At 71.1% G+C, this 20,932-nt stretch carries 21 protein-coding genes and 1 tRNA gene; 7 read left to right on the plus strand and 15 right to left on the minus strand.

Annotated elements, in window-relative coordinates; genetic code table 11:
• Positions 1-384 precede the first annotated feature (384 nt).
• The 3 genes from DW296_RS06725 to DW296_RS06735 form a co-directional block, all read right to left on the minus strand.
• Entirely contained in the window at positions 385-1,767 is a 1,383-nt protein-coding gene (locus DW296_RS06725; RefSeq protein WP_136051611.1) for a PhoH family protein, read from the minus strand.
• Between the two features lie 158 nt (positions 1,768-1,925).
• Positions 1,926-3,056, minus strand: a complete 1,131-nt coding sequence (locus DW296_RS06730) for an aminotransferase class V-fold PLP-dependent enzyme (RefSeq protein WP_136051612.1) — start codon at positions 3,054-3,056, stop codon at positions 1,926-1,928.
• Between the two features lie 34 nt (positions 3,057-3,090).
• Positions 3,091-3,870, minus strand: a complete 780-nt coding sequence (locus DW296_RS06735) for an isoprenyl transferase (protein ID WP_136051638.1) — start codon at positions 3,868-3,870, stop codon at positions 3,091-3,093.
• A gap of 95 nt (positions 3,871-3,965) precedes the next feature.
• On the opposite strand from DW296_RS06735, the gene trhA reads away from it, so the two are divergent.
• Entirely contained in the window at positions 3,966-4,697 is a 732-nt protein-coding gene (trhA, locus tag DW296_RS06740) for a PAQR family membrane homeostasis protein TrhA (protein WP_136051613.1), read from the plus strand.
• A gap of 7 nt (positions 4,698-4,704) precedes the next feature.
• On the opposite strand, the gene DW296_RS06745 is transcribed toward trhA, so the two are convergent.
• Positions 4,705-4,992, minus strand: coding sequence for a hypothetical protein (locus DW296_RS06745; RefSeq protein ID WP_240743018.1), 288 nt, complete (start codon positions 4,990-4,992; stop codon positions 4,705-4,707).
• Between the two features lie 68 nt (positions 4,993-5,060).
• On the opposite strand from DW296_RS06745, the gene DW296_RS06750 reads away from it, so the two are divergent.
• From DW296_RS06750 to DW296_RS06760, 3 genes are all read left to right on the plus strand, one after another.
• Positions 5,061-5,447, plus strand: a complete 387-nt coding sequence (locus DW296_RS06750) for a DUF4307 domain-containing protein (protein WP_136051614.1) — start codon at positions 5,061-5,063, stop codon at positions 5,445-5,447.
• Between the two features lie 97 nt (positions 5,448-5,544).
• A complete protein-coding gene (gene greA / locus DW296_RS06755) occupies positions 5,545-6,036 on the plus strand; it encodes a transcription elongation factor GreA (protein WP_136051615.1) in 492 nt (163 codons plus the stop codon).
• Positions 6,037-6,069: 33 nt separating this feature from the next.
• Complete coding sequence (locus DW296_RS06760; protein ID WP_205807869.1) at positions 6,070-6,471, plus strand: GNAT family N-acetyltransferase; 402 nt, start codon at positions 6,070-6,072, stop codon at positions 6,469-6,471.
• A gap of 72 nt (positions 6,472-6,543) precedes the next feature.
• Here DW296_RS06760 and ilvA read toward each other — a convergent pair whose 3' ends face one another.
• Both ilvA and DW296_RS06770 read right to left on the minus strand, forming a co-directional pair.
• Positions 6,544-7,773, minus strand: coding sequence for a threonine ammonia-lyase (gene ilvA, locus DW296_RS06765; RefSeq protein WP_136051617.1), 1,230 nt, complete (start codon positions 7,771-7,773; stop codon positions 6,544-6,546).
• Positions 7,770-8,966: an AI-2E family transporter gene (locus DW296_RS06770; RefSeq protein WP_136051618.1), complete on the minus strand. Its 1,197-nt coding sequence runs from the start codon at positions 8,964-8,966 to the stop codon at positions 7,770-7,772. Before DW296_RS06770 ends, ilvA begins: the two co-directional genes overlap by 4 nt.
• Before the next feature lie 85 nt (positions 8,967-9,051).
• On the opposite strand from DW296_RS06770, the gene DW296_RS06775 reads away from it, so the two are divergent.
• A complete protein-coding gene (locus DW296_RS06775; RefSeq protein WP_136051619.1) occupies positions 9,052-10,311 on the plus strand; it encodes a winged helix-turn-helix domain-containing protein in 1,260 nt (419 codons plus the stop codon).
• On the plus strand, positions 10,308-11,207 hold the full coding sequence (locus DW296_RS06780) for a hypothetical protein (RefSeq protein ID WP_136051620.1): 900 nt from the start codon (positions 10,308-10,310) through the stop codon (positions 11,205-11,207). The genes DW296_RS06775 and DW296_RS06780 overlap by 4 nt, the downstream gene beginning before the upstream one ends.
• A 9-nt stretch (positions 11,208-11,216) precedes the next feature.
• On the opposite strand, the gene DW296_RS06785 is transcribed toward DW296_RS06780, so the two are convergent.
• From DW296_RS06785 to DW296_RS06795, 3 genes are all read right to left on the minus strand, one after another.
• Positions 11,217-11,783, minus strand: coding sequence for a LemA family protein (locus DW296_RS06785; RefSeq protein ID WP_136051621.1), 567 nt, complete (start codon positions 11,781-11,783; stop codon positions 11,217-11,219).
• 87 nt (positions 11,784-11,870) lie between these two features.
• A complete protein-coding gene (locus DW296_RS06790) occupies positions 11,871-13,184 on the minus strand; it encodes a D-arabinono-1,4-lactone oxidase (RefSeq protein WP_136051622.1) in 1,314 nt (437 codons plus the stop codon).
• Positions 13,181-14,425 (minus strand): alanine racemase, encoded by a 1,245-nt coding sequence (locus tag DW296_RS06795; RefSeq protein WP_136051623.1) that lies wholly within the window; start codon positions 14,423-14,425, stop codon positions 13,181-13,183. The genes DW296_RS06790 and DW296_RS06795 overlap by 4 nt, the downstream gene beginning before the upstream one ends.
• A 65-nt stretch (positions 14,426-14,490) precedes the next feature.
• Between DW296_RS06795 and DW296_RS06800 the strand changes: the two genes are divergently transcribed.
• Positions 14,491-14,563: transfer RNA gene (locus tag DW296_RS06800), tRNA-Leu, on the plus strand.
• Between the two features lie 4 nt (positions 14,564-14,567).
• Here the strand turns inward: DW296_RS06800 and DW296_RS06805 are convergent.
• The 6 genes from DW296_RS06805 to DW296_RS06830 all read right to left on the minus strand — a co-directional run bounded on the left by DW296_RS06805 (position 14,568) and on the right by DW296_RS06830 (position 20,879).
• A complete protein-coding gene (locus DW296_RS06805; protein ID WP_136051624.1) occupies positions 14,568-15,440 on the minus strand; it encodes a cation-transporting ATPase in 873 nt (290 codons plus the stop codon).
• Between the two features lie 197 nt (positions 15,441-15,637).
• Entirely contained in the window at positions 15,638-16,717 is a 1,080-nt protein-coding gene (locus DW296_RS06810; RefSeq protein ID WP_136051625.1) for a hypothetical protein, read from the minus strand.
• Positions 16,718-16,884: 167 nt separating this feature from the next.
• Positions 16,885-18,411, minus strand: a complete 1,527-nt coding sequence (locus tag DW296_RS06815; RefSeq protein WP_240743019.1) for an NAD(P)/FAD-dependent oxidoreductase — start codon at positions 18,409-18,411, stop codon at positions 16,885-16,887.
• A gap of 25 nt (positions 18,412-18,436) precedes the next feature.
• A complete protein-coding gene (locus tag DW296_RS06820; protein WP_136051627.1) occupies positions 18,437-19,756 on the minus strand; it encodes a S8 family peptidase in 1,320 nt (439 codons plus the stop codon).
• Positions 19,753-20,295 carry a DUF501 domain-containing protein gene (locus DW296_RS06825; protein ID WP_071328143.1) on the minus strand — a complete coding sequence of 181 codons (543 nt, stop codon included), beginning with the start codon at positions 20,293-20,295 and terminating at the stop codon, positions 19,753-19,755. The genes DW296_RS06820 and DW296_RS06825 overlap by 4 nt, the downstream gene beginning before the upstream one ends.
• Positions 20,296-20,342: 47 nt before the next feature.
• On the minus strand, positions 20,343-20,879 hold the full coding sequence (locus DW296_RS06830) for an FtsB family cell division protein (protein ID WP_240743020.1): 537 nt from the start codon (positions 20,877-20,879) through the stop codon (positions 20,343-20,345).
• Between the last annotated feature and the right edge of the window lie 53 nt (positions 20,880-20,932).

Consider the following 20,932-nt stretch of genomic DNA (forward strand, 5'->3'; position numbering starts at 1 on the left):
CCGGTTCCGCATGCACGCCCCGGTTCCGCATGCACGACCCGGTCCCGCATGCACGACCCAGCGGGCTCGACACGCGCGCCACCGGCCCACGATCGTGCCGATGCCGCTGGACACGTCCACGCGTACCTCACGGCACGGATGCACGAGCCGAGCACGCGGGTACGACGGGATCCCCCGCACAGACCGGCGGGCGTCACCGAGTCGTGCATCCGTCGAGTTATGCGTGCAGAAGAGAAGCACCGGTCAGGCCGTTGGCCCTACGGACCGGAGAAGAGAGGCCGGTCCGGTGCTCGGATGCACGCCCCTGCGACGGACGCACGAGCCGATGTCCGGAAGAGACCCGCGGGCGGGCCCGGATCGTGCAACCGGGCCCGCCGGCTCGGGTCAGCTGAGTTCGCCGCCCTCCAGGAGGTCGGTGACGAGGGCGGCGATGGCGGAGCGCTCCGAGCGGGTCAGGGTGACGTGGCCGAAGAGGCCGTGTCCCTTGAGGGTCTCGATGACGCTCGCGATGCCGTCGTGGCGACCGACGCGGAGGTTGTCGCGCTGCCCGACGTCGTGGGTGAGGATCACGCGGGAGTTCTGGCCCATCCGGCTGAGCACCGTGAGCAGCACGTTCCGCTCCAGGGACTGCGCCTCGTCCACGATCACGAAGGCGTCGTGCAGGGACCGCCCGCGGATGTGGGTGAGAGGCATCACCTCGAGGAGCCCTCGTTCGACCACCTCGTCGATGACGTTCCCCGAGACCACGGAGCCGAGGGTGTCGTACACCGCCTGACCCCAGGGGTTCATCTTCTCGCCCTGGTCGCCCGGGAGGTATCCGAGCTCCTGGCCACCCACGGCGAACAGCGGACGGAAGACGATGATCTTCTTCTGCTGCTGGCGCTCCAGCACGGCCTCCAGCCCCGCGCACAGCGCGAGCGCCGACTTGCCGGTGCCCGCGCGCCCGCCCAGCGACACGATGCCCACCTCCGGGTCGAGGAGCAGGTCGATCGCGATGCGCTGCTCGGCGGAGCGCCCGTGCATGCCGAAGATGTCCCGGTCACCGCGGACGAGCCGGAACTCCCCGTCGCCGGTCACCCGGCCGAGGGCCGACCCGCGCTCTGAGTGGATGATGAGGCCAGTGTTGACGGGAAGCCCGTGCACGTCCTCGCTGAGCCCGACCTCGCTCTCGTAGAGGTCGCTGATGTCGTCGCCGGAGAGATCGAGAGTGGCGATGCCGGTCCAGCCCGAGTCCACGGCCTGCTCGGCGAGGTACTCCTCGGCGCGGAGCCCCAGGGACGCGGCCTTCACCCGCATCGGGAGGTCCTTCGACACGATGGTCACGTCCTGGCCGTCCTGGGCGAGGTGCATCGCCACCGAGAGGATGCGGCTGTCGTTGTCGCTGAGGCGGATGCCCGCGGGGAGCACCGAGAGGTCGGCGTTGCCGAGCTCGACGCGGAGGGTGCCGCCCTCGCCGACCTCCACCGGGAAGTCGAGCCGACCGTGCTCGACGCGCAGGTCGTCGAGGTGGCGCAGCGCCTGGCGGGCGAAGTACCCGATCTCCGGGTCGTGCCGCTTGCCCTCGAGCTCGGTGATGACGACGACCGGAAGCACCACCGAATGCTCCGCGAACCGGAACAGCGCCTGCGGATCGCTCAGCAGGACCGAGGTGTCGAGGACGTAGGTGCGCAGATCCTGATCCGGTTCTGCGGCCGCGGCCTGACTCGGCGTCTGACGGGTGGACTGCTGCGCGGTGCTGGTGGACTGCTGCGCTGTACGTGTGGTCACGACCCACTCCCGACCCGGGGATTCCCGGCTATTCGAACGAGTCGACCAGGGGGTCACGAGTCGCGAACCTGAGGCCGACCCGACCGGGCGCCTTGCCCGATGCCTTGAAGGTACGGCCGCCCGGGGGTTTTCCACGGACTCGACACGCCAGCGATTCGTTACGGGACGATGAACGATTCCTTGCCGAACGCGCCGAGGGTCTCATCGAGCAGGGCGAGGGTCTCGGCGTCGGTTCCGGCGTGCGGCGCGATGCGGATGGATCCGCCCCGAGCGGTGACGACCAGTCCGGCGTTCGCGAGAGCCGCGGCGAGCCGTGCGGGATCCTCCGGTGCGAGTGCGACGATCCCGGCGCGCTCGGTGCGCTCGCGCGGCGAGGCGACGGCGATCCCGTGGTGGTCGGCCGTGGCGATCACCGCGTCCACGTGCGCAGCCACCCGCTCCTCGATCGCCGCAACCCCGGCGTCCCTGACGCCCCGAGCGCCGATCGCGAGCCGACCGGCGGCGAGCGTGTCCGGCATGCTGATCGTGTAGGCCTTGGCATCCGGCGCGGGGGCGGGCAGCTCGTCGACGACCAGCCCGCTCGCCCCCGTCCCGGTGATGCCGGAGAGCACGGGCACGATGCGCTCCCGTGCGTACGGCGAGAACCATGCGAACCCGGTGCCCCGGCCCGCGCGCAGCCATTTGTAGCCATGCCCGACGACGACGTCGGCGACGCTGTAGTCCGCGTCGACCACGCCGAAGGACTGCACGGCATCGACGATGAGGAGGCGGTCGGGGCCGAGGACGTCCCGCAGCGCGGCGAGGTCGGCCCGATAGCCGGTGCGGAAGTCGACGTGGCTGACGGCGAGGGCCACGACATCGTCGTCCAGGACCGCAGCGACGGCATCGGGAGTCACCCGCCCGTCCTCCGGCGTGATCCAGCGCGGCGTGACTGCGTGGTCGGATGCGGTCGCCGCACGCTCCAGAGTGAGGCTCACGCTCGGGAACTCCGCGGTGCTCGCGATGACCGCACCGGAGATCCCGTAGAGCGCGTGCATGAGGCCGTGGGTCGACGACGGCTGCAGCGTGACGTCCGCGGCGTCGGCTCCGAGGAGCTCGGCGACGACCTCCTGCGCCTGTCCGATCCGCTCTCCCACGAGCGCCAGGGACGACGGCCGGCCGCTGCCGAGGAGATCCGCGTCCGCGAAGACCTCGGCCCGGACGGACGGCGACACGGGGCCGAACGCCGCCCAGTTCAGGTATCCGGGCTCCGCGTCGAAGGTGCCGAGGTAGTCGTCGAAAGTGCTCACTGCGTCATTGTGACACGCGCCCGCACCCCTCGGATCAGCGTCCGAAACGGCGATCGCGGTCGGCGTAGTCGCGGATCGCGCGGAGGAAGTCGACCTGCCGGAGGTCCGGCCCCAGCGCCTCGACGAAGTAGAACTCGCTGTGCGCGCTCTGCCACAGCAGGAAGTCACTGAGCCGCTGCTCGCCGCTCGTGCGGATCACGAGGTCGGGATCCGGCTGACCCCCTGTGTAGAGGTGCTCCCCGATCATCTCGGGGGTGAGCTGCGCCGCGAGGTCCTCCAGGGTGCCACCCGAGGCCTCGTGCGTGGCGATGATACTGCGCACCGCGTCGACGATCTCGTTCCGGCCGCCGTAACCGACGGCGAGGTTCACGTGCAGTCCGGTGTGGTCCTTCGTCCGTTCCTCCGCATCGGCGAGCACCCGCGCCAGCTCCGCAGGGAGGATGTCGGCGCGGCCGACGTGCTTGACCCGCCAGTTCCCCTTCTGGGACAGCGCCTCGGCGAGCTCCGCGATGATCTCGATGAGGTCGGCGAGCTCCGCCGAGTCCCGTTTGCGGAGGTTGTCGCTGGAGAGGAGGTAGAGCGAGACCACGCGCACACCGAGCTCGTCGCACCAGCCGAGGAACTCCTGCATCTTGGCCGCCCCCGCACGGTGCCCTTCGGCCGGGGTGTCGAATCCGAGCTGTCGCGCCCACCGGCGGTTGCCGTCGATCATCATGGCGACGTGGTGCGGAACGGAGGCCGGATCGAGGTGACGACGCAGCCGGCTGGTGTACAGCCGGTACAGCGGTCCCCGCCCCGGGCTCTCGCGTGACATCACCCACCTACGCTACCCTGCCCCGGCCTTCCGCGCCGGTGCGGAGCCTGGGACATGTACGGGGACGGGCATGCGCTCCCATTTAGAGTGAGCACGTGAGCACTTCCGACCAGACCGGCGCCGACCTCCCGAAGCTGCCGCTGCTCGAAGCGGCGGCCGCCGACGCGGCGACCGAGATCAAACCGACCTGGCGCGGGTGGATCCACGCCGGCACGTTCCCCGTCGCGATCGCCGCGGGCATCGTCCTCGTCGCCGTGTCCCAGGGGGCGGCGGCCAAGTGGGCGGCGGCGGTCTTCATGGCCACCTCGCTGCTGCTGTTCGGGAACTCCGCCGTCTACCACCGCTTCAACTGGCGGCCCCGGGTGAAGGGCATCCTCAAGCGGATCGACCACGCCAACATCCTGCTGCTCATCGCCGGCACGTACACGCCGTTGGCGACCCTGGCGCTGCCGCCGGCGAAGGGTGTCCTGCTGCTGACCCTGGTCTGGAGCGGGGCCCTGCTCGGCATCCTCTTCCGGGTGTTCTGGATCCACGCGCCGCGCTGGCTCTACGTCGCGCTGTATCTGCTGCTCGGCTGGGCCGCGGTCATGTACATCGTCGACCTACTCGACGCGAACGTGGCCATGATGGTCCTCGTGATCGTCGGCGGTCTGCTCTACACGGGCGGCGCCATCGTCTACGCGCTGAAGAAGCCGAATCCGTGGCCGGGACACTTCGGCTTCCACGAGATCTTCCACGTGTGCACGGTCCTGGCCTTCCTCTGCCATTGGACCGCGTGCCTGCTGATCGCCCTGCACCCGCTGTCGCCGTCGCTCGGCGCGCCCTGAGCGGCGGTCAGCGCTCGCGTGGCTCCTCGTCGGGCGCGGCCGGCGCTTCCGGTGCGGTGCGACCCTGGTCCTGGGCGTCTTCGGCGGCGCGGGCGGCTTCTTCCGCGTCGAGCTCCTCGCGCACCTCTTCGCGGTATCGCACCCGGCGGATCCGGCGGTTCATGTCCCAGATCAGCAGGATCACGGCGACGAGCACGATGACGATCACCGCGAAGCCGGCGAAGCCCGGCGTGACCGACTCCGGGGCCACCGTCATCGACGGTGTCGGCATCGGAGTCTCGGAGAGGAAGCGCATGAATCGGCCTTTCGTACGCAGGTCGCATAACCTGGTATCACCAGCCTAACGACCGGGAGACCCCACCTGTGACGACCGCCCTCCAGCTCGACGAACGCTATGGCCGCACCCGCCGGCGCCGGTGGCCGTGGTATCTCGCCGGGGCCGTCGCGCTCCTCCTCCTCGCCGCCCTCGCCTGGTCCATCGTGGGCCAGTCCCTGAGCGCGGTCGACGCGGACGACCTGGGCTTCGAGCTCGTGGACGAGCACGCCGTCGATGTGCGCTTCCAGGTGACCGGAGTCCAGGGCAAGGACGTCGTCTGCGTGCTGGAAGCCCTCGACGAGGAGTTCGGCGTCGTGGGCTGGAAGATCGTGGAGATCCCGGCCGGAGACGCCCATGCGCTCACCCGTGCGGAGCGCATCCCCACTGTCGCGGAGGCCACGACAGGTTTGGTGAACACCTGCTGGGTCGCCTAGACTGATGCCAGACAGACGACGCCCCGGCACCGTGCCGGGGCGTCTTGGCATATCCCCCGCGGCATCTCGGCGGGATCCCGATAGAAGGAGCTTCGTCATGTCCACCGATGCTCAGGTCCCCTTCCTCACGCAGGAAGCCTACGACCGGCTCGTCGCCGAGCTGGAACACCTCTCCACCGTCGGCCGCGACGAGATCGCCAAGCGCATCGAGGCGGCGCGCGAGGAGGGCGACCTCAAGGAGAACGGCGGCTACCACGCGGCGAAGGACGAGCAGGGCAAGCAGGAGGCGCGCATCCGCACCCTGGAGGCGCTGCTGAAGACGGCGAAGGTCGGCGAGGCCCCCGCCAGCCGCGGCATCGTCGAGCCGGGCACCGTCGTGACCGCGGTCGTGGCCGGCGGCGAAGAGGTCTTCCTCCTCGGCAGCCGCGAGATCGCCGCCGCCGGCAGCGACCTCGACGTCTACAGCGAGGCCAGCCCGCTGGGCCAGGCGATCCTCGGCCTCAAGGTGGGCGAGTCCTCGTCGTACGAGGCCCCGAACGGCCGCTCGATCAGCGTCGAGATCGTGAAGGTGGAGACCTACACGGGCTGACGCCCGCAGGAGCCCGCTGCTGTGATCCTCACCATGACCCCGCCCTCGGCGGCGGAGTTCAAAGCGCTCTACGACCAGACCGGTTGGGCGGAGTTCCCCGAGGCGACCTTCGCGGACGCCCTCGCCGGCAGCTGGATCGTCTGCACGGCCCGTGACGAGGACGGCACACTCCTCGGCATGGGCCGATTGATCAGCGACGGCGTGCTGCATGCGTTCGTGACCGAGATGCTGGTGGCGGACCGGTCCCGTGGCCAGGGCACGGGCGCCCGGATCCTAGAGGAGCTCGTCCGCGCGTCGAAGGCGCGAGGAGTCGAGGACATCCAGCTCTTCGCCGCGCAGGACCGCGCCGCGTTCTATGAACGCAACGGGTTCCGCCGGCGTCCGGACCGGGCTCCCGGGATGGACATCGCCGCGGAGGCGGAGCACGCGCGGTAGCCGCTCCACCGATCGCCGCGTCACGACACACCCCCTCGACCGCCACGGTCGAGGGGGTGTGTCGCTTCGGAATCAGTCCTGGACGACGATGGGCGCGAAGCCGGCGCGGCGCAGGGTGTCGAGCGTGTGGGCCGAGTGGTCCGCGCCGCGAGTCTCGACGCTGAGCTCGAGGATGACCTCGCTGATCTGCAGTCCGTGGCCGTGACGGGTGTGCATCGCCTCGATGACGTTCGCTCCCGCCTCCGCGATGAGCTCGGAGACGCGGGCGAGTTGACCGGGACGGTCGGGCAGCGGGATGCGGATCGTCAGATACCGGCCGGAGGCGGCGAGGCCGTGCGACACCACGCGCTGCAGCAGGAGCGGATCGATGTTGCCGCCGGACAGCACGGCCATCGTCGTGCCAGTCGCCGACACGCGTCCGGAGAGGATGGCCGCGACCCCCGCGGCTCCGGCGGGCTCCACGACGACCTTCGCCTGCTCCAGCAGCACGAGCATGGCACGCGCGAGGTCGTCGTCGGAGACGGTGACGACCTCGTCGACGAGGTCCTTGATGATCTCGAACGGCACCGCTCCCGGGCGGGCGACGAGGATGCCGTCGGCGATGGTGGGGCGCGTGACGATGTCGACCGGTTCCCCGGCTGCCAGCGACGGCGGCACCGCGGCCGCGTTCTCCGCCTGCACGCCGATCACGCGGATCGTCCGCCCGAGCTCGGCGGCCCTGGCCTTGACCGCGGCGGCGACGCCGGCGATCAGCCCTCCACCGCCGATGCCGAGGACGACGGTGTCGATCTCGGGCGCATCCTCCAGCAGCTCCAGGCCGAGGGTGCCCTGCCCGATCACGATGTCGCGGTGGTCGAACGGGTGGATGAGCACGGCGCCGGTGCGCTCCGCGAACTCGGCGGCCAGGCGCAGCGACGTGGCGACCGTCTCCCCTTCGAGCACGACCTCGGCCCCGTAGCCGCGGGTGGCGAGGAGCTTCGGCACGGGGACCCCGAGCGGCATGAAGATCGTCGCGGGGATGCCGAGCGCCTGGGCGGCCAGAGCGACGCCCTGCGCATGGTTGCCGGCCGAGGCCGCCACGACGCCGCGCGAGCGCTCCTCCGTGCTGAGGCGGGAGAGCCGGTAGGCAGCCCCGCGGATCTTGAAGGAGCCCGTGCGCTGCAGGTTCTCCATCTTCAGCAGCACCGGGGCGCCGAGCGCGTCGGACAGTGCCCGCGAGGGCAGCGTCGGCGTGTGCGAGATCACCTCAGCCAGACTGCGAGCCGCGTCCTGGAACTCGGTCAGGCTGGGGACTGCGCTCATCGATTCCTCCGTCTCCGCTCGCGCGGAACTGTGCTCCAGATCAGGTCTCCGCTCGGCCCGACGCCGGTGCGCCAGGATCCCGAGCTGATGGTCACCGCCGCCACGTTCACGAACGCGGCCAGCGGGACGGCGAACAGGGCACCGGGGATGCCCGCGATCATCGCGCCGCCCGCGACCACGAGGACGACGGCGAGAGGGTGCACCTTGACGGCGGAGCCCATCATGATCGGCTGCAGGATGTGGCCCTCGATCTGCTGCACGGCGAGGACGACGACGAGCATCCAGAGGGCGATCCACGGCCCGTTGTAGACGAGCGCGAGGAAGACGGCCACGGCACCGGTCACGACCGCACCGACGATCGGGATGAACGAGCCGAGGAACACGAGGACCGCGACGGGCAGCGCGAGCGGGACCTGGAGCAGGAACGCGCCGAGGCCGATGCCGATGGCGTCGATCGTCGCCACGAACAGCTGCGTCCTGGCGTAGTTGACGATCGTCGTCCAGCCGTTGCGTGCCGCGCCGTCGACGGCGGGACGGGCCTTCCGCGGGAAGATGCGCAGCGTCCAGCGCCAGATGCCGGCGCCGTCGGCCAGGAGGCAGATGAGGATGAACAGCGACAGCAGCGCTCCGGTGGCCACGTGCCCGACGGTTGTCCCGATCGCGAGGGCTCCCGTCCAGAGGACCTGCGCCTGCTCGTTGAGGAAGTCGAGTCCCTGCTGCAGGTAGTTCGCGATCTGCGTGTCCGACAGACTCAGCGGGCCCTCGTGCAGCCAGACCTGGAACTGGTCGAAAGCCTCGGTCGTGCGCTGCTGCACGTCGGGGAGCTGCGCACGCACCTGCCAGACGACGAGCCACATGAGTCCCGTGACGATGGCCGCCGTCCCGATGAGCGAGATCGTGATCGCCAGCCAGCGCGGGAACCCGCGGCGCAGCATCCAGGAGAACGCCGGCCACAGCAGGGCGGTGATGAGGATGCCGACCATGAGCGGGATGACGAGGAGCTTCAGCAGCATCACCAGCCAGATGAAGACACCGATGGCCGCCGCGATGAGAAGCAGCCGCCAGGCATAGCTCGCGGTGACGCGCAGCGGCAGCGGCACGGCTTCGTCGGCTTCGGTGGTCACGGTCCGGTCGGTCACCACGGGGCGCGGACGGAACAGATCGCGCAGCCGGGGTCGCTGGTCCTCGCTCATCGCCTCAGTCTACGGTCATGCCGTATGCCGCTCGACGCATCTTGCCGACCATGACGATGTCGGAGAGCGGGGATACGCTGGCGGCGTGACCGACACCCTCAGTCCCGCTCAGGCACGCCGGATCGCCCTCGCCGCCCAGGGCTTCACCCGCGCCCGTCCGGCCACCGTCTTCGGTCGCCATCTGCACCGGGTGATGGACCGGCTCGGCGTGCTGCAGATCGACTCGGTCAACGTGTTCGCCCGCTCGCACTACCTTCCCCTGTTCTCCCGGCTCGGCGCCTACGATCCGGCGCTCCTCGACCGCCTCTTCCTGTCTCGCACGACGCACTATGTGGAGTACCTCGCCCACGAGGCGACCTTCATCCCCGTCGAGGACTGGCCGCTGTGGCGGTTCCGCATGGACGACTTCCGGCGGCGCTGGTCCGCGGAGGACTCCTGGCTCCGCACGAACGCCCGGACGGTGCAGTGGGTGCAGGACGAGCTCCGTGCGCGGGGACCGCTCCGCCCGGTCGATCTCCGCGCCGACGCCCCGCGCGAGCGCGGCACCTGGTGGGACTGGGACGAGGTCAAGCTCGCCCTCGAGCACCTGTGGCGTACGGGAGACGTGGCGGTGAGCGGGCGTCGAGGGTTCGAGCGCACCTATGCCCTCGCCGACCAGGTCATCCCCGAACGCATCCGCTCTCGCGAGATCCCGCGGGAGGAGGCCATCCGCGAGCTCGTCCGGCGCGCCGCGCGGTCCAGCGGCGTCGGGACGGCAGCCGACCTGGCCGACTACTACCGCCTCCGCGACCGTGCAGCGGTGACCGGGGCGATCGCCGATCTCGTCGATGCGGGCGACGTGCAGCCCGTGACCGTCCGCGGCTGGGAGCGCGGCGGCCGGCCCCTGCCCGCCTGGCGGCATCGCGACGCGGTTCTCCCGCGCCGGATCGAGACCGCCGCGCTGCTGACCCCGTTCGATCCGGTGGTGTGGTTCCGGGAACGTGCGCTGCGGGCGTTCGAGCTCGACTACCGCATCGAGATCTACGTGCCGGCGGCGAAGCGCCGGTACGGCTACTACTCGCTGCCCGTGCTCGTCGGCGACCGGATCGTGGCACGGGTCGACCTCAAGGCCGACCGCGGCACGTCCACGCTGCAGGTGCAGTCGGCGTGGTGGGAGCCGCAGGCGCGTCCCGGCGACGCCGAGGCGATTGCGGCGGAGCTCCTGCGCGCCGCGCGGTGGCAGGGTCTCGAGCAGGTGTCGGTCTCCGGATGGGGCGATGCGACCGCCGCCGTCCACACCGCGCTCGCCTCCAGCGCCCCGGACGCGGTGCGTCGTCATGTCCACGTCCGGGAGGGGGTCGCGTGACCCGTCGTCGATGGTGGCTCCTGGGCGGGCTCGTCGCGGCCGTCGCTGTCGCGGGAGCGGTGTGGTGGGGACTGTCCGCGCTCCGCTCGCCCACGGCGGAGGAGGCGGCGCTGGCGTATCTCCAGGCGCTGGAGTCGGGCGATCCGGAGGCGGTCGCGACGACCGGGACCACGGCGTCCGAAGCCGCCCTCACCGCGTTCGCCGGAGCGTCGTCGACCATCCAGGACGCCGAGGTCGCCGATGTCCGCGAAGGAGACGGTGGCGCGTCCGCGACCGTGCGCTTCCGACTCGACGGAGACGAGCACGAGGCGAACCTCCGGCTGACGTCGGACAGCGGCGGCTGGATCGTCGATGGCTCCGGCCTCGGCGCGCTCCGCACCACGACCACGATCGGGACGGCTGTGCAGGTCGGCGATGCTGTCCTCCCGGTGGACGAAGACGCCGCGCTCCTCCCTGGCGTCTATCCCGTGACGGCCGCGCCTCGGACGCTGCTGACGGGTACGACCGAGGTTGTCGTGCTCCCCGGGGATGACGCCACCGCGGATGTGCCCGCCGAGCTCCGGCCCGAGGCGACGGAGGCTGCGCAGACCCAGCTGGAGGCCTACCTGAAGACCTGCACCGCCGACGGCACCGCGGTCCCCGAGAACTGCGGTATCCGGATCCCGTGGGGGACGGAACTCCGAGAGATCTCCGACATCGCGTTCCGTGTCGAGCGGTTCCCCGCGGTGGTGCTCACCCCCGGCGGGTTCACCGCGGACGACGGCATCCTCGAGGCGACCGTGACCGGCACCGGCCAGGATGGCGCCGCGCGCACGGTCACCTATCGCAGCACCACGTGGAGCGTACGCGGAGGCGTGGACATCACCGCAGACGAACTCGCCCTCACCGTGTGGTGAGGGCGAGGATCAGAACTGCACGCGCGGCGGCTCCGAGATGGCGCCGCTGTCGGCGACCTCGAAGAACTCGCGCTCGGTGAAGCCGAGCCCCTTGGCGAAGAGGTTGTTGGGGAACACCTTGATCTTCGTGTTCAGCTCGCGCACGCCGCCGTTGTAGAAGCGTCGCGCCGCCTGGATCTTGTCCTCGGTGTCGACGAGGGCCTGCTGCACCTGGAGGAAGTTCTGACTGGCCTGCAGCTGCGGGTAGGCCTCGGCCACGGCGAAGAGGCTGCGCAGCGCCTGCTGCAGGTGGCCTTCGGCGATCCCCGCCTCACCGGGACTGCCGGCCGAGAGAGTCTCGGCACGGGCGCGGGTGACGTTCTCGAACACGGCCTTCTCGTGCGAGGCGTAGCCCTTGACCGTCTCGATGAGGTTCGGGATGAGGTCGGCTCGACGCTTGAGCTGTACCGTGATGCCGCTCCAGGCCTCGTCCACACGGACGTTCAGCTGCACCAGCGAGTTGTATGTCGCCCAGAGATACACGCCGACGAGCAGGATCACCCCGACGACGATCAGTACCGGCACGAGCCATTCCATCAGTGCCCCACCCTTTCCCGTATTTCTCTCATCCTAGACGCGGTGCCTGCACGTGGACTGGGGACGAGAGTCTCCGGCCCGACTCGATCAGCGCCCGAGCACGCGTTCCAGGTAACGGTTCGAGAATCGGCGGTCCGGATCGAGGCGGTCGCGCAGCGCCACGAAGTCGTCGAAGCGCGGATACCGCTCCCGCAGCGTCTCGTGCGTGAGCGTGTGCAGCTTCCCCCAATGCGGGCGACCGCCGTGGGCGCTCATGATCTCCTCCACCGCGCCGAAGTACACGGTCGGGTCCGCCCGCCAGTACCGGTGGACCGCGATGTAGCCGGTCTCGCGACCGTACGCGGTCGAGAGCCAGCGGTCATCGGCCGCCGCGAAGCGCACCTCCACCGGGAACTCGATCCGCCAGCCGCGCTGGTCGATGAGGTCCTGGAGAGCGCGGAACGCGGGCACGACGTCCGCCGCCGGGAGCGCGTACTCCATCTCGCGGAATCGCACCGTCCTGCTCTGGGTGAGCACGCGGTTCGACAGGTCGGTGTACTCGCGGTCCCCGGTGAGTCGCACGGCGAGCCGGTTGAACCGAGGCGTGATCGCCGGAACAGCCTGTCCCGCCGCGCAGACGACGCGGTACACGCCGTTCGCGAGCAGCGTCTCGTCCACCCATCGGCCCACGGGAGGAAGGGGCCGGCGTCGCGTCGACTCCGGCAGACGCGCTTGGCGCTTGGTCAGCGCGACGTCGGTGTGCGGGAACCAGTAGAACTCGAAGTGATCGGCCGCGGCGACGCGCTCATCGATCGTGGAGAGGACCTCCTCCATGGGCACGGGTTCGTCGATCGCATGCATCACGAACGTCGGCACGCACTGCAACGTCACCTCGACGATGATGCCGAGCGCTCCCAGCCCTACGGCGACCGCGGGCAACAGCTCGGGGCTGTGCGCCTCGTCGATGCGGAGGAACTCGCCGTCCGCGGTGATCAGAGTCACCCCGACCACCTGCGTGGCCAGCCCGCCGAAGCGGGCGCCGGTCCCGTGGGTGCCCGTGGAGATCGCCCCGGCGATGGACTGCCGGTCGATGTCGCCGAGGTTCTCCATCGCGAGTCCGTAGCGCGCCAGCAGCCCGGGGATGCGGTGCAGCCGGGTGCCGGCGAGGAGTGTGACGCGCCCGCTCGCAGCGTCCGCGGATACGAGTCCCTGCAGGTCGTCGAGCTCCAGGAGGACACCGGGAGCGACGGCGATCCCTGTGAAGCTGTGACCGGCGCCGACCGCTTTGACCGTGAGTCCCTGTCGCACCGCTGCCCGCACGGCACGTTGCACGCCCTCAGGACTGCGCGGCCGCTCGACTCGGACCGGGCGCACCGACGCCGACCGGCCCCAGTTCTGCCAGGTGCCGCCGATTCTCGTCACAGGAACGCCTTCCCCTCGCCGCGGTACGTCGGCAGCTCGTCGATGACCTCGTCGCCGGACACGAGATGGTAGGCGGCGATGCGCTCGGCCGGTTCGCCGCTCTTCGCATGACGGAACCAGACGCGATCGCCGACGCCGAGCGTCGCGGCGCTCGGTCCCTGCAGCGGCGTCTGCACCTCGCCTGCCGCCTCCCGCGGAAGCGTGCGGAGGTTCGCCGGCCACACCGGGCGCGGCTGTCGCGAGGCGACCGCGGGACCGGAGGCGATCCAGCCGCCGCCCAGCACCGTTGCGATGTCGGCCGCAGGACGGCGCACGACGTCGAAGGCGAAAGCCGCAGCCGGCGCCGGGTGGAAGGATCGGTACCCGTCGAACAGGTGCCCTCCGAGCAGGCCGCTACCCGCGCTGGCCTCGGTGAGGGACTCGTCGCTGCCGCTGAACTCGAGGGAGCCGGTTCCCCCGCCGTTGAGGAACTCGAGGGACGTCACCGCACCGACCGCGGCGACGATCTGTGCCCGCCGCTCCCGCAGCTCGTCGCGCGAGCGGGCCTGAACGCGGCGGATCAGCGGCCCATCGGGGCCGGCGTCACCCTGTCCTGCGATCTGGGCGTCATACATCTGCAGACCCACGAGGCGGAAGCCGGGGCGTGCCACGACATTCCGCGCGAACGCCGCGACCTCGCCGGCGCTGAAGAGAGCCGATCGGCGGACGCCGATGTGCCCGAGCAGCGGCGATCGCCAGGACGCGTCGACGTCGATGGCCACCCGGAGCTCGGGGCGCGCCGAGGGGGCCGCCACGCTGTCGACGAGGTCGAGGTGCACGGGGTCGTCGATCATGAGGGTGATGCGCTGAGCGGCCTCTTCGTCGGCGCAGAGCCGCTCGAGGGCGGCCCGGTCCACGGTCGGATAGCCCAGCACGATGTCGTCGTGCGTTCCGGCGAGCCAGAGGGCTTCCTCGAGCGTGAAGGCGAGGATGCCGCGGAATCCGGGGAGGCGCAGCACGGCATCGAGGACGGCACGCACCCGCACCGATTTCGACGCCACCCGGATCGGCAGACCGCCGGCACGGACGAGCAGATCCATGGCGTTGTAGCGCAGCGCCTCCCGATCGATGACGGCGACCGGGGCCGGAAGGTGCCCGGTCGCGGCCGACAAGCGCGGCCAGTAGCGGCCCGGGTCCTCCCATGCCGGGGCGACCGCGGCGCCACCCGGGACGGGGCTCAGTTCGTCGGTGAGGTCGAGCACTCCCCCACCCTACGGCCTGAGCCCCGCCCGGGTCACGACCCCGCCGACGATAGGCTGGCGGCGCGGCCCCCGTAGCCCAATGGCAGAGGCAGGCGACTTAAAATCGCTTCAGTCTGGGTTCGAGTCCCAGCGGGGGCACCCGTCAGCGGCCGAGGATGTCGCCGATCCCCTGGATGCCGAGATCGCCGAGCCGCTCTCCCCAGCCGGTCGCGGTCTCGCCGAGTCCCGAGACGGCCTCGCCGGCCGAGCCGAGCATCTCGTCGGCGCCACCGGCCAGCGCATCGACGTCGACGCCGGAGGCGAGCGCGTCGATGTCGATGCCCTGCGCCCACGCGTCGAAGTCCACCCCGAGGCCTGCGGCCTGTTCCAGGAGGGGTGCCGCCGCGGTGCTCAGGACGGCTCCGCCGGCCACCACACCCAGCAGGCCGACCGCCGCACCGCCGGCGGCGACTGCGGCCCCACCCGCGCCGGCGCCCCGGACGCGGGAGAGGAGACCGCGCAGACGGCCCGGCTGCATCGCCTCGCCGCGGCCCGCCGCGCGGGCAAGGTCATCCGCGGAGGAGGAGCGCGGTCGTTCCTCCTCCGGGAGCTCGGCCCGCATGCGGGCCTCGACCTGCTCCCGCTGCGACGGCGTGAGACGCGCGAAGGCCTCGCGATGGATCTGCTCGACGCGGTGCGGGTCCGCCGTCTGCAGAAGGTAGTCGTACCGGGCGATGGCCGCACGATCCGCCGCGGAGGCGTCCGGCCGACCACCGGCACCGGGGGCAGGCGGCGGCGCGTACGAGGTCGACGGTCGCCCCGCGGCAGGGCGGCCGGCCGACGACGAGGAGGGAGACGGGGTGTCCGGGCGCGGCCCCTCGGCACCGGGACCACGGACGGCATCCACGGCGCCCCGGATCATCCCGCTCCAATCCGTCGAGGAACGGGACCCCTCCCCGCCCCTCGCGGCGGGACTCGCACCCTTCGCGTCGATGGCGTCGGTGGCGAGGCGGATCAGGCGGGAGAGTTTCGACATGGGGGTCCGTTCGTGGGACGGGCCGCCGTTCTCCGCGACGTCGGTCGACGCAAGGTTCCGGGCAGCCCGCGATGCGGGTGCCAAGGTCTCCTCCACCCTCACGGGCCAGCGGGCCGGGGCACGATGACATGCCCGTCATGACGACGTCGCTGCAGACGGGAGTACTCCCCTTGCCCTCGACACGCTAGCGAGGCGGCCTATGGATCGGCTCCATGCTCCGGCCGGGGCGATCCGCGGAGGATGGCGGTCATCTCCTCGTACAGCGCCTCGAACGTCTCGCGGAGCTCCGCCGCACCGTCCGGACGACGCGCTGCCGGAACGGCCTCCGCCAGCGTCCCGAGTGCGAGGGTCGCCGCCGATTCCCGGGCCACGGCCACGCCGAACCCATCGGACGGCCGCCCCCACGCCGCGGCGAGGAGGAGCTGGTCGCGCAGCACTCCCGCCACGCCGAGGAGTACAGCCGCCGCCCGGAGGTGGCTGCGAGCGACCTCCGTGCCCAGGAGCCGTTCGTGCATCACCCGCGCGAACCGGCGGGCGTGCGGTGTCGGCACGTCTCGGCGCGCGCGAAGCCGCCAGCCGTCCGTCGTGCCCGGCACAGCCTCGTACGACAGCGGCTGCCCGTCTCGCAGATGCACCACAGGGATCAGCGGCGGCGCCTGGAGCGTATCCCGCCGCCACCACTCCGCGGGAGCGACCTCGGCGGGCAGGAAGGCGGTGGCCGGAGCGTGCGCCCTCGGCTCGTCGCATTGCACGAGATCGGCAGTGCTCGCGAGCAGGGCGAGTCCCCGCTCCTCCGCGAACCGCTGGAGCAGCACGCCCTCAGGAGCGTCGTCGCCTGCCGGGACGGAACGGGCGAACTCCGCCGCCTCGGGAGTCGGCAGCACCACGGCGATCGACGTCGGATCGGGTCCAGGCGGCACGAGCCACGGATGGCCGGCGAACGCCGCCACCCGGAGGGCGTGCGAGGCATAGCCGTCTCCGGGAGTGAAGAACCGCAGGGCGGCCCTGGGCCGTCCTCCCACGGCGTCGTGCACCTGCGCGACGAGGCTCGGGTGCGGGCGCACTGCGGCGTCCAGGACCATGTGGTGGGTCGCCCGCCGGGTCCATGGCTGCCACGCCTCGGCGACGGCACCCGCATCCGTCCCCACACCCGTTCGGCAGATGCGGACGAAAGCACCGTCGAGTTGCTCCGCGAGCTGCTCTGCGCGCCTTTCCTGGCCCGACATCGCCCGGATCGACACACTGACCGTCGGCGGCTCTCCCCCCTGCGCGCTCACCGGACCTCCTCCCAGCGTCGTCCGGGGTCGCGTGGTAGACGCCCCTCCCGAGCACTCTGTGAGCGTACAATGTGAGATGTTACGTCGCCAACTCACGCTGCGCGCGCCGGGAACGGAGAAGGCCCCGGCGCTCGTGCGCTCGGGGCCTTCCTCTCACAACTGTGCGGTCACTTCACCGCGGCGGTCTCCACCGAGTCATCCGCCGACGCGGCCGGAGTCTTCTTGGCAGCCGGCTTCCTGGCCGCCGGCTTCTTGGCCGCGGGCTTCTTGATCTCCGCCGGCGTCTCCGCCGCGGGTGCAGCAGCCGGCTTCTCGGCAGCCGGCGCCTTCGCGGCGGGAGCGGCCGACGCGGGAGCCGCGTCCGCAGGTGCGGCCGGACGCGGGCGAGCGGCGAACTCCTCGAAGACGTACCGCGGGTTCTGCACCGTCTGCAGGTTCACGAGGTCGCGGCCCAGCCACAGGTTGTTCCACCAGCCCCAGAGCACGCGCCACTTGCGCTCCCACGTCGGCATGGCGAGACCGTGGTAGCCACGGTGGGCGAGCCAGGCGATGAAGCCCTTCAGCGCGATCTTGCCGGACTGGAAGACGCCGTTGTACAGGCCGAGACCTGCGACCGCGCCGAGGTTCTTGTGGAAGTACTCCTTGGGGTCCTCGCCGCGGAGCACGGCGACGACGTTCTTGGCCAGGAGCTTCGCCTGACGCACGGCGTGCTGTGCGTTCGGGACGCAGAAGCCGCCGACGCCGCCACCCGAGAGGTCGGGAACGGCCGAGACGTCACCCGCGGCCCAGGCACCCTCGACGAACGCCTCGGGCGTGCCGACGCGGAGGTCTGCGCGGGTCTGGATGCGACCGCGCTCCTCCACCGGCAGATCACCGCCCCGCACGACGGTCGGGTTGGCCATGACACCGGCGGTCCACACGATGACGTCCGTCGGGATGACCTCGCCGGTGGAGAGCTCGACGTTGCCGTCGATGGCACCCGTGACCTGTGTGTCGAGGTGGACGTTGGCGCCGCGCTTGGCGAGGTCCTTCAGCACCCACTCGCTCGTCTTCAGCGAGACCTCGGGCATGATGCGGCCCATCGCCTCGATGAGGTGGAAGTGGGTGTCCTCGAAGGACAGCTGCGGGTACTTGCTCACCAGCGAGGACGCGAGGGAGCGGAGCTCCGCGAAGACCTCGATGCCGGCGAAGCCGCCGCCGACGACGACGACGGTCAGCAGACGGTCGCGCTCGGGACCGGCGGGGAGGGACGCGGCCTTGTCGAAGTTCGACATGACCTTGTCGCGGATCGCGACGGCCTCTTCGATGGTCTTGAGCCCGATGGCGTTGTCGGCGATGCCGGGGATCGGGAAGGTGCGCGAGACGGCGCCCGCCGTGACGACGATCTGGTCGTACGCGAACTCGTGCGGCTCACCGACGGGCGGCGTGATGGTGGCGACCTTCTGCGCGTGGTTGATGTTGGTCACCTTGGCGGTGAGCACGTGGGTGCGCTTGAGGTGACGACGGTGCGCGACCACCGAGTGACGGGCCTCGATGGAGCCCGCGGCGACCTCGGGGAGGAACGGCTGGTACGTCATGTACGGCAGCGGGTCGACCATGGTCACGTCGGCCTCGCCCTTGCGCAGATGCTTCTCGAGCTTCCACGCGGTGTAGAAACCTGCGTACCCTCCGCCGACGATCAGGATCTTGGGCACAGTGCTGTTCTGAGGCACAGAAGAACTACTCCTCGGAGTCGGGATTGTGGCGTACGGGAACGCGCGCCGATCGGATGCGCCGGGCAGCTGCGGTGACGCCAAGCGCTACCAGGATACCAGGGACGGTAAGGGCGATGAGCGGCAGGGTACCGTAGCGCAGGGAATCGGCGCTGGGAAGCAGCGGTGAACCAGCCTCGGTCGGGGCGTCCGCGTCCGGCAGCGGCGGGATGTCCACCGGGCCGAGCGACGGTTCCGGCGTGGGCACGCTGTCCGCACGGCGGAACAACCGCACCCATTCCGCCAGGTCTCCCATCGGGTTCTCGCTCACGGAGGGGATGTTCGCCGATATCGCCGCGTCCGCGTCCACGAGCCCGAAGCCGTAGAGCGGATCTCGCGGCTTCTGTGCGTCAGCCACCGGCATGGCCGTCTTGATGATGCGGTTGATGACGTCGTTCGCCGAGATGTCGGGATGCGCCGAGCGGATCAGCGCCGCGACACCGGCCACGATCGGAGCCGCACCACTGGTTCCGCTCCACGAGACGACCTCGCCGTCCGCCGACACCCCGAGCAGCCCCTCGCTCGGCGCCGAGATTCCGATGGTGATGCCCTGCGTCGATGCCTCGATGCTGGCCGTGCCGGTCTGGTCGACACCGCCGACCGTGAGCACGCCGGGAATCGTGGCGGGCGCCCCGATGATGTTCGTGCCGCTCCCCCGGTTGCCGGCGGCGACGACCACGACGACATCGTGCTCGAAGGCGTACAGGAACGCGTCGTCCCAGCTCTCGTCCCAGTCGAGGGTGTTCGTCGTGAATGACAGGTTGATGATGTCGGCACCGTGATCGACCGCCCACCGGATGCCCTTGGCCACCTGCTCGGTGAACGGCACGGCTGCTGCGGCGCCGAAGCCCACCGAGACCGACAGCAGGTCAGCCTCCGGCGCGACGCCGATCATGCCCGTGCCGTCAGCCTTGCCGCGCCCCGCCGCGAGGGAAGCCACCCAGGATCCGTGGTTGCCGTCCACCGCGCCGAGCGGCGTGCGGCCGTCCGGGGTGCCGGCACCGGAGACGTCGGTCCCGCCGACCACCGCGTCCCCGAAGACCTCCGGGACCTTGCCGATACCGGTGTCGATGACGGCGATGGTGACGCCTTCTCCGCGCGTCGTCTGCCATGCATCCCTGATCCCTGCGCCATCCAGCCAGTACTCCGCCGCACGGACCGGGTCCGCGGGGTCGTCGGCGACCGGCGGCGGCGTGGGGGTCGGGGTCGCCGTCGACCCGAGGAGCAGGACGGATGCCGCCACCGCCACGAGGGCGACGGCGCCGCGCAGCATCCGTCGCCGCGTCATGCCGAGCGTGCCGGATCGTCGCGGAGGGCGGCTCCGGGCTCCTCGCAGCGGCAGACCTCGGGAGACCAGGAGCTGCGAGCGAGAGCGGCGTCGCCGATCGGGTTCACGCCGGCACCCGCTGCCAGGGCGTGCCCGGCGAGGGCGTGCAGGCACTTCACTCGCGTCGGCATGCCCCCGGCGGAGATCCCGTCGATCTCGGGCACCTCGCCGAACTGCGCCCGGTCCGCGAGGTAGGCCTCATGGGCGGACCGATAGGCTGCGGCCACCGTCTCGTCCTCGGCGAGCAACGCCGCGAGCTCGGGCATGACCTGGGTGGCCTCGAGCGTCGACATCGCCGCGGTCGCCGCCGGGTGCGTGAGGTAGTAGAAGGTGGGGAACGGCGTCCCGTCCGGCAGCCGTGGAGTGGTGGCCACCACCGTGGGGTTGCCGCAGCGGCAGCGCGCCGCGATGCCGACGACGCCGCGAGCAGGGCGTCCGAGCTGGGTCGACACGACGGCGAGCTCGGCGGAAGTGGGCGCAGGGAACGGCGGGGTGGTCACCCCACCAGCGTAGGGGAGCCGTCCGGGAGGATGCTCGGAACGGGCGTTCAGCCGGGGGCGGCGGCCGTGTCGCTCAAGCCCGCGGAGACGAGGGTGCGCAGCAGCTGCGGCATCCAGTCGGCGGGCTTCTCCTCGAGGGTGTCGCTCACCGGCTCCTGCTCACGCGGGAGGGTGGACGGATCGAGGTCGTTGTCGATGAGATACACGACCTCGCCCGGCTTCACGTAGTAGAGGCGCTCACGGGCCTGCGTGGTGATGTACGCAGGGTCTTCCCAGCGTTCGCGCTCCGCGGTCAGCGCCGCGATCTCGTCTTGGCTCACCTGCACGGACTGCTCCAGCGCCGCGATCTTCTGCCGCTGGTCGATGAAGGTGCCGAGCGTGGGCACGAGCACCCAGGCTCCCAGCACGACGAGGGAGAGCATGATCACCGAGAAGGCGGAGAGCCGGATGCCCGACGCCCACTCGCGCACGTCCACGCGAGGGGCGGCCGTCGCGCCACCCCGCGGCTGCCGCGACGTGGAGGCGGCGCGACGCGGCGCGGCAGCCCCGGGAGACGGCGAAGGAGGAGCCGGTCGTCGTGCCACGGCTCCTCCTTCGTGTCAGCCGCCATCCGGGCGGCGCGGTCGTGCCGCGGATG

This window comes from Microbacterium sp. K36 (assembly GCF_004794355.1).
Classification (GTDB): Bacteria; Actinomycetota; Actinomycetes; order Actinomycetales; family Microbacteriaceae; genus Microbacterium; species Microbacterium paraoxydans_D.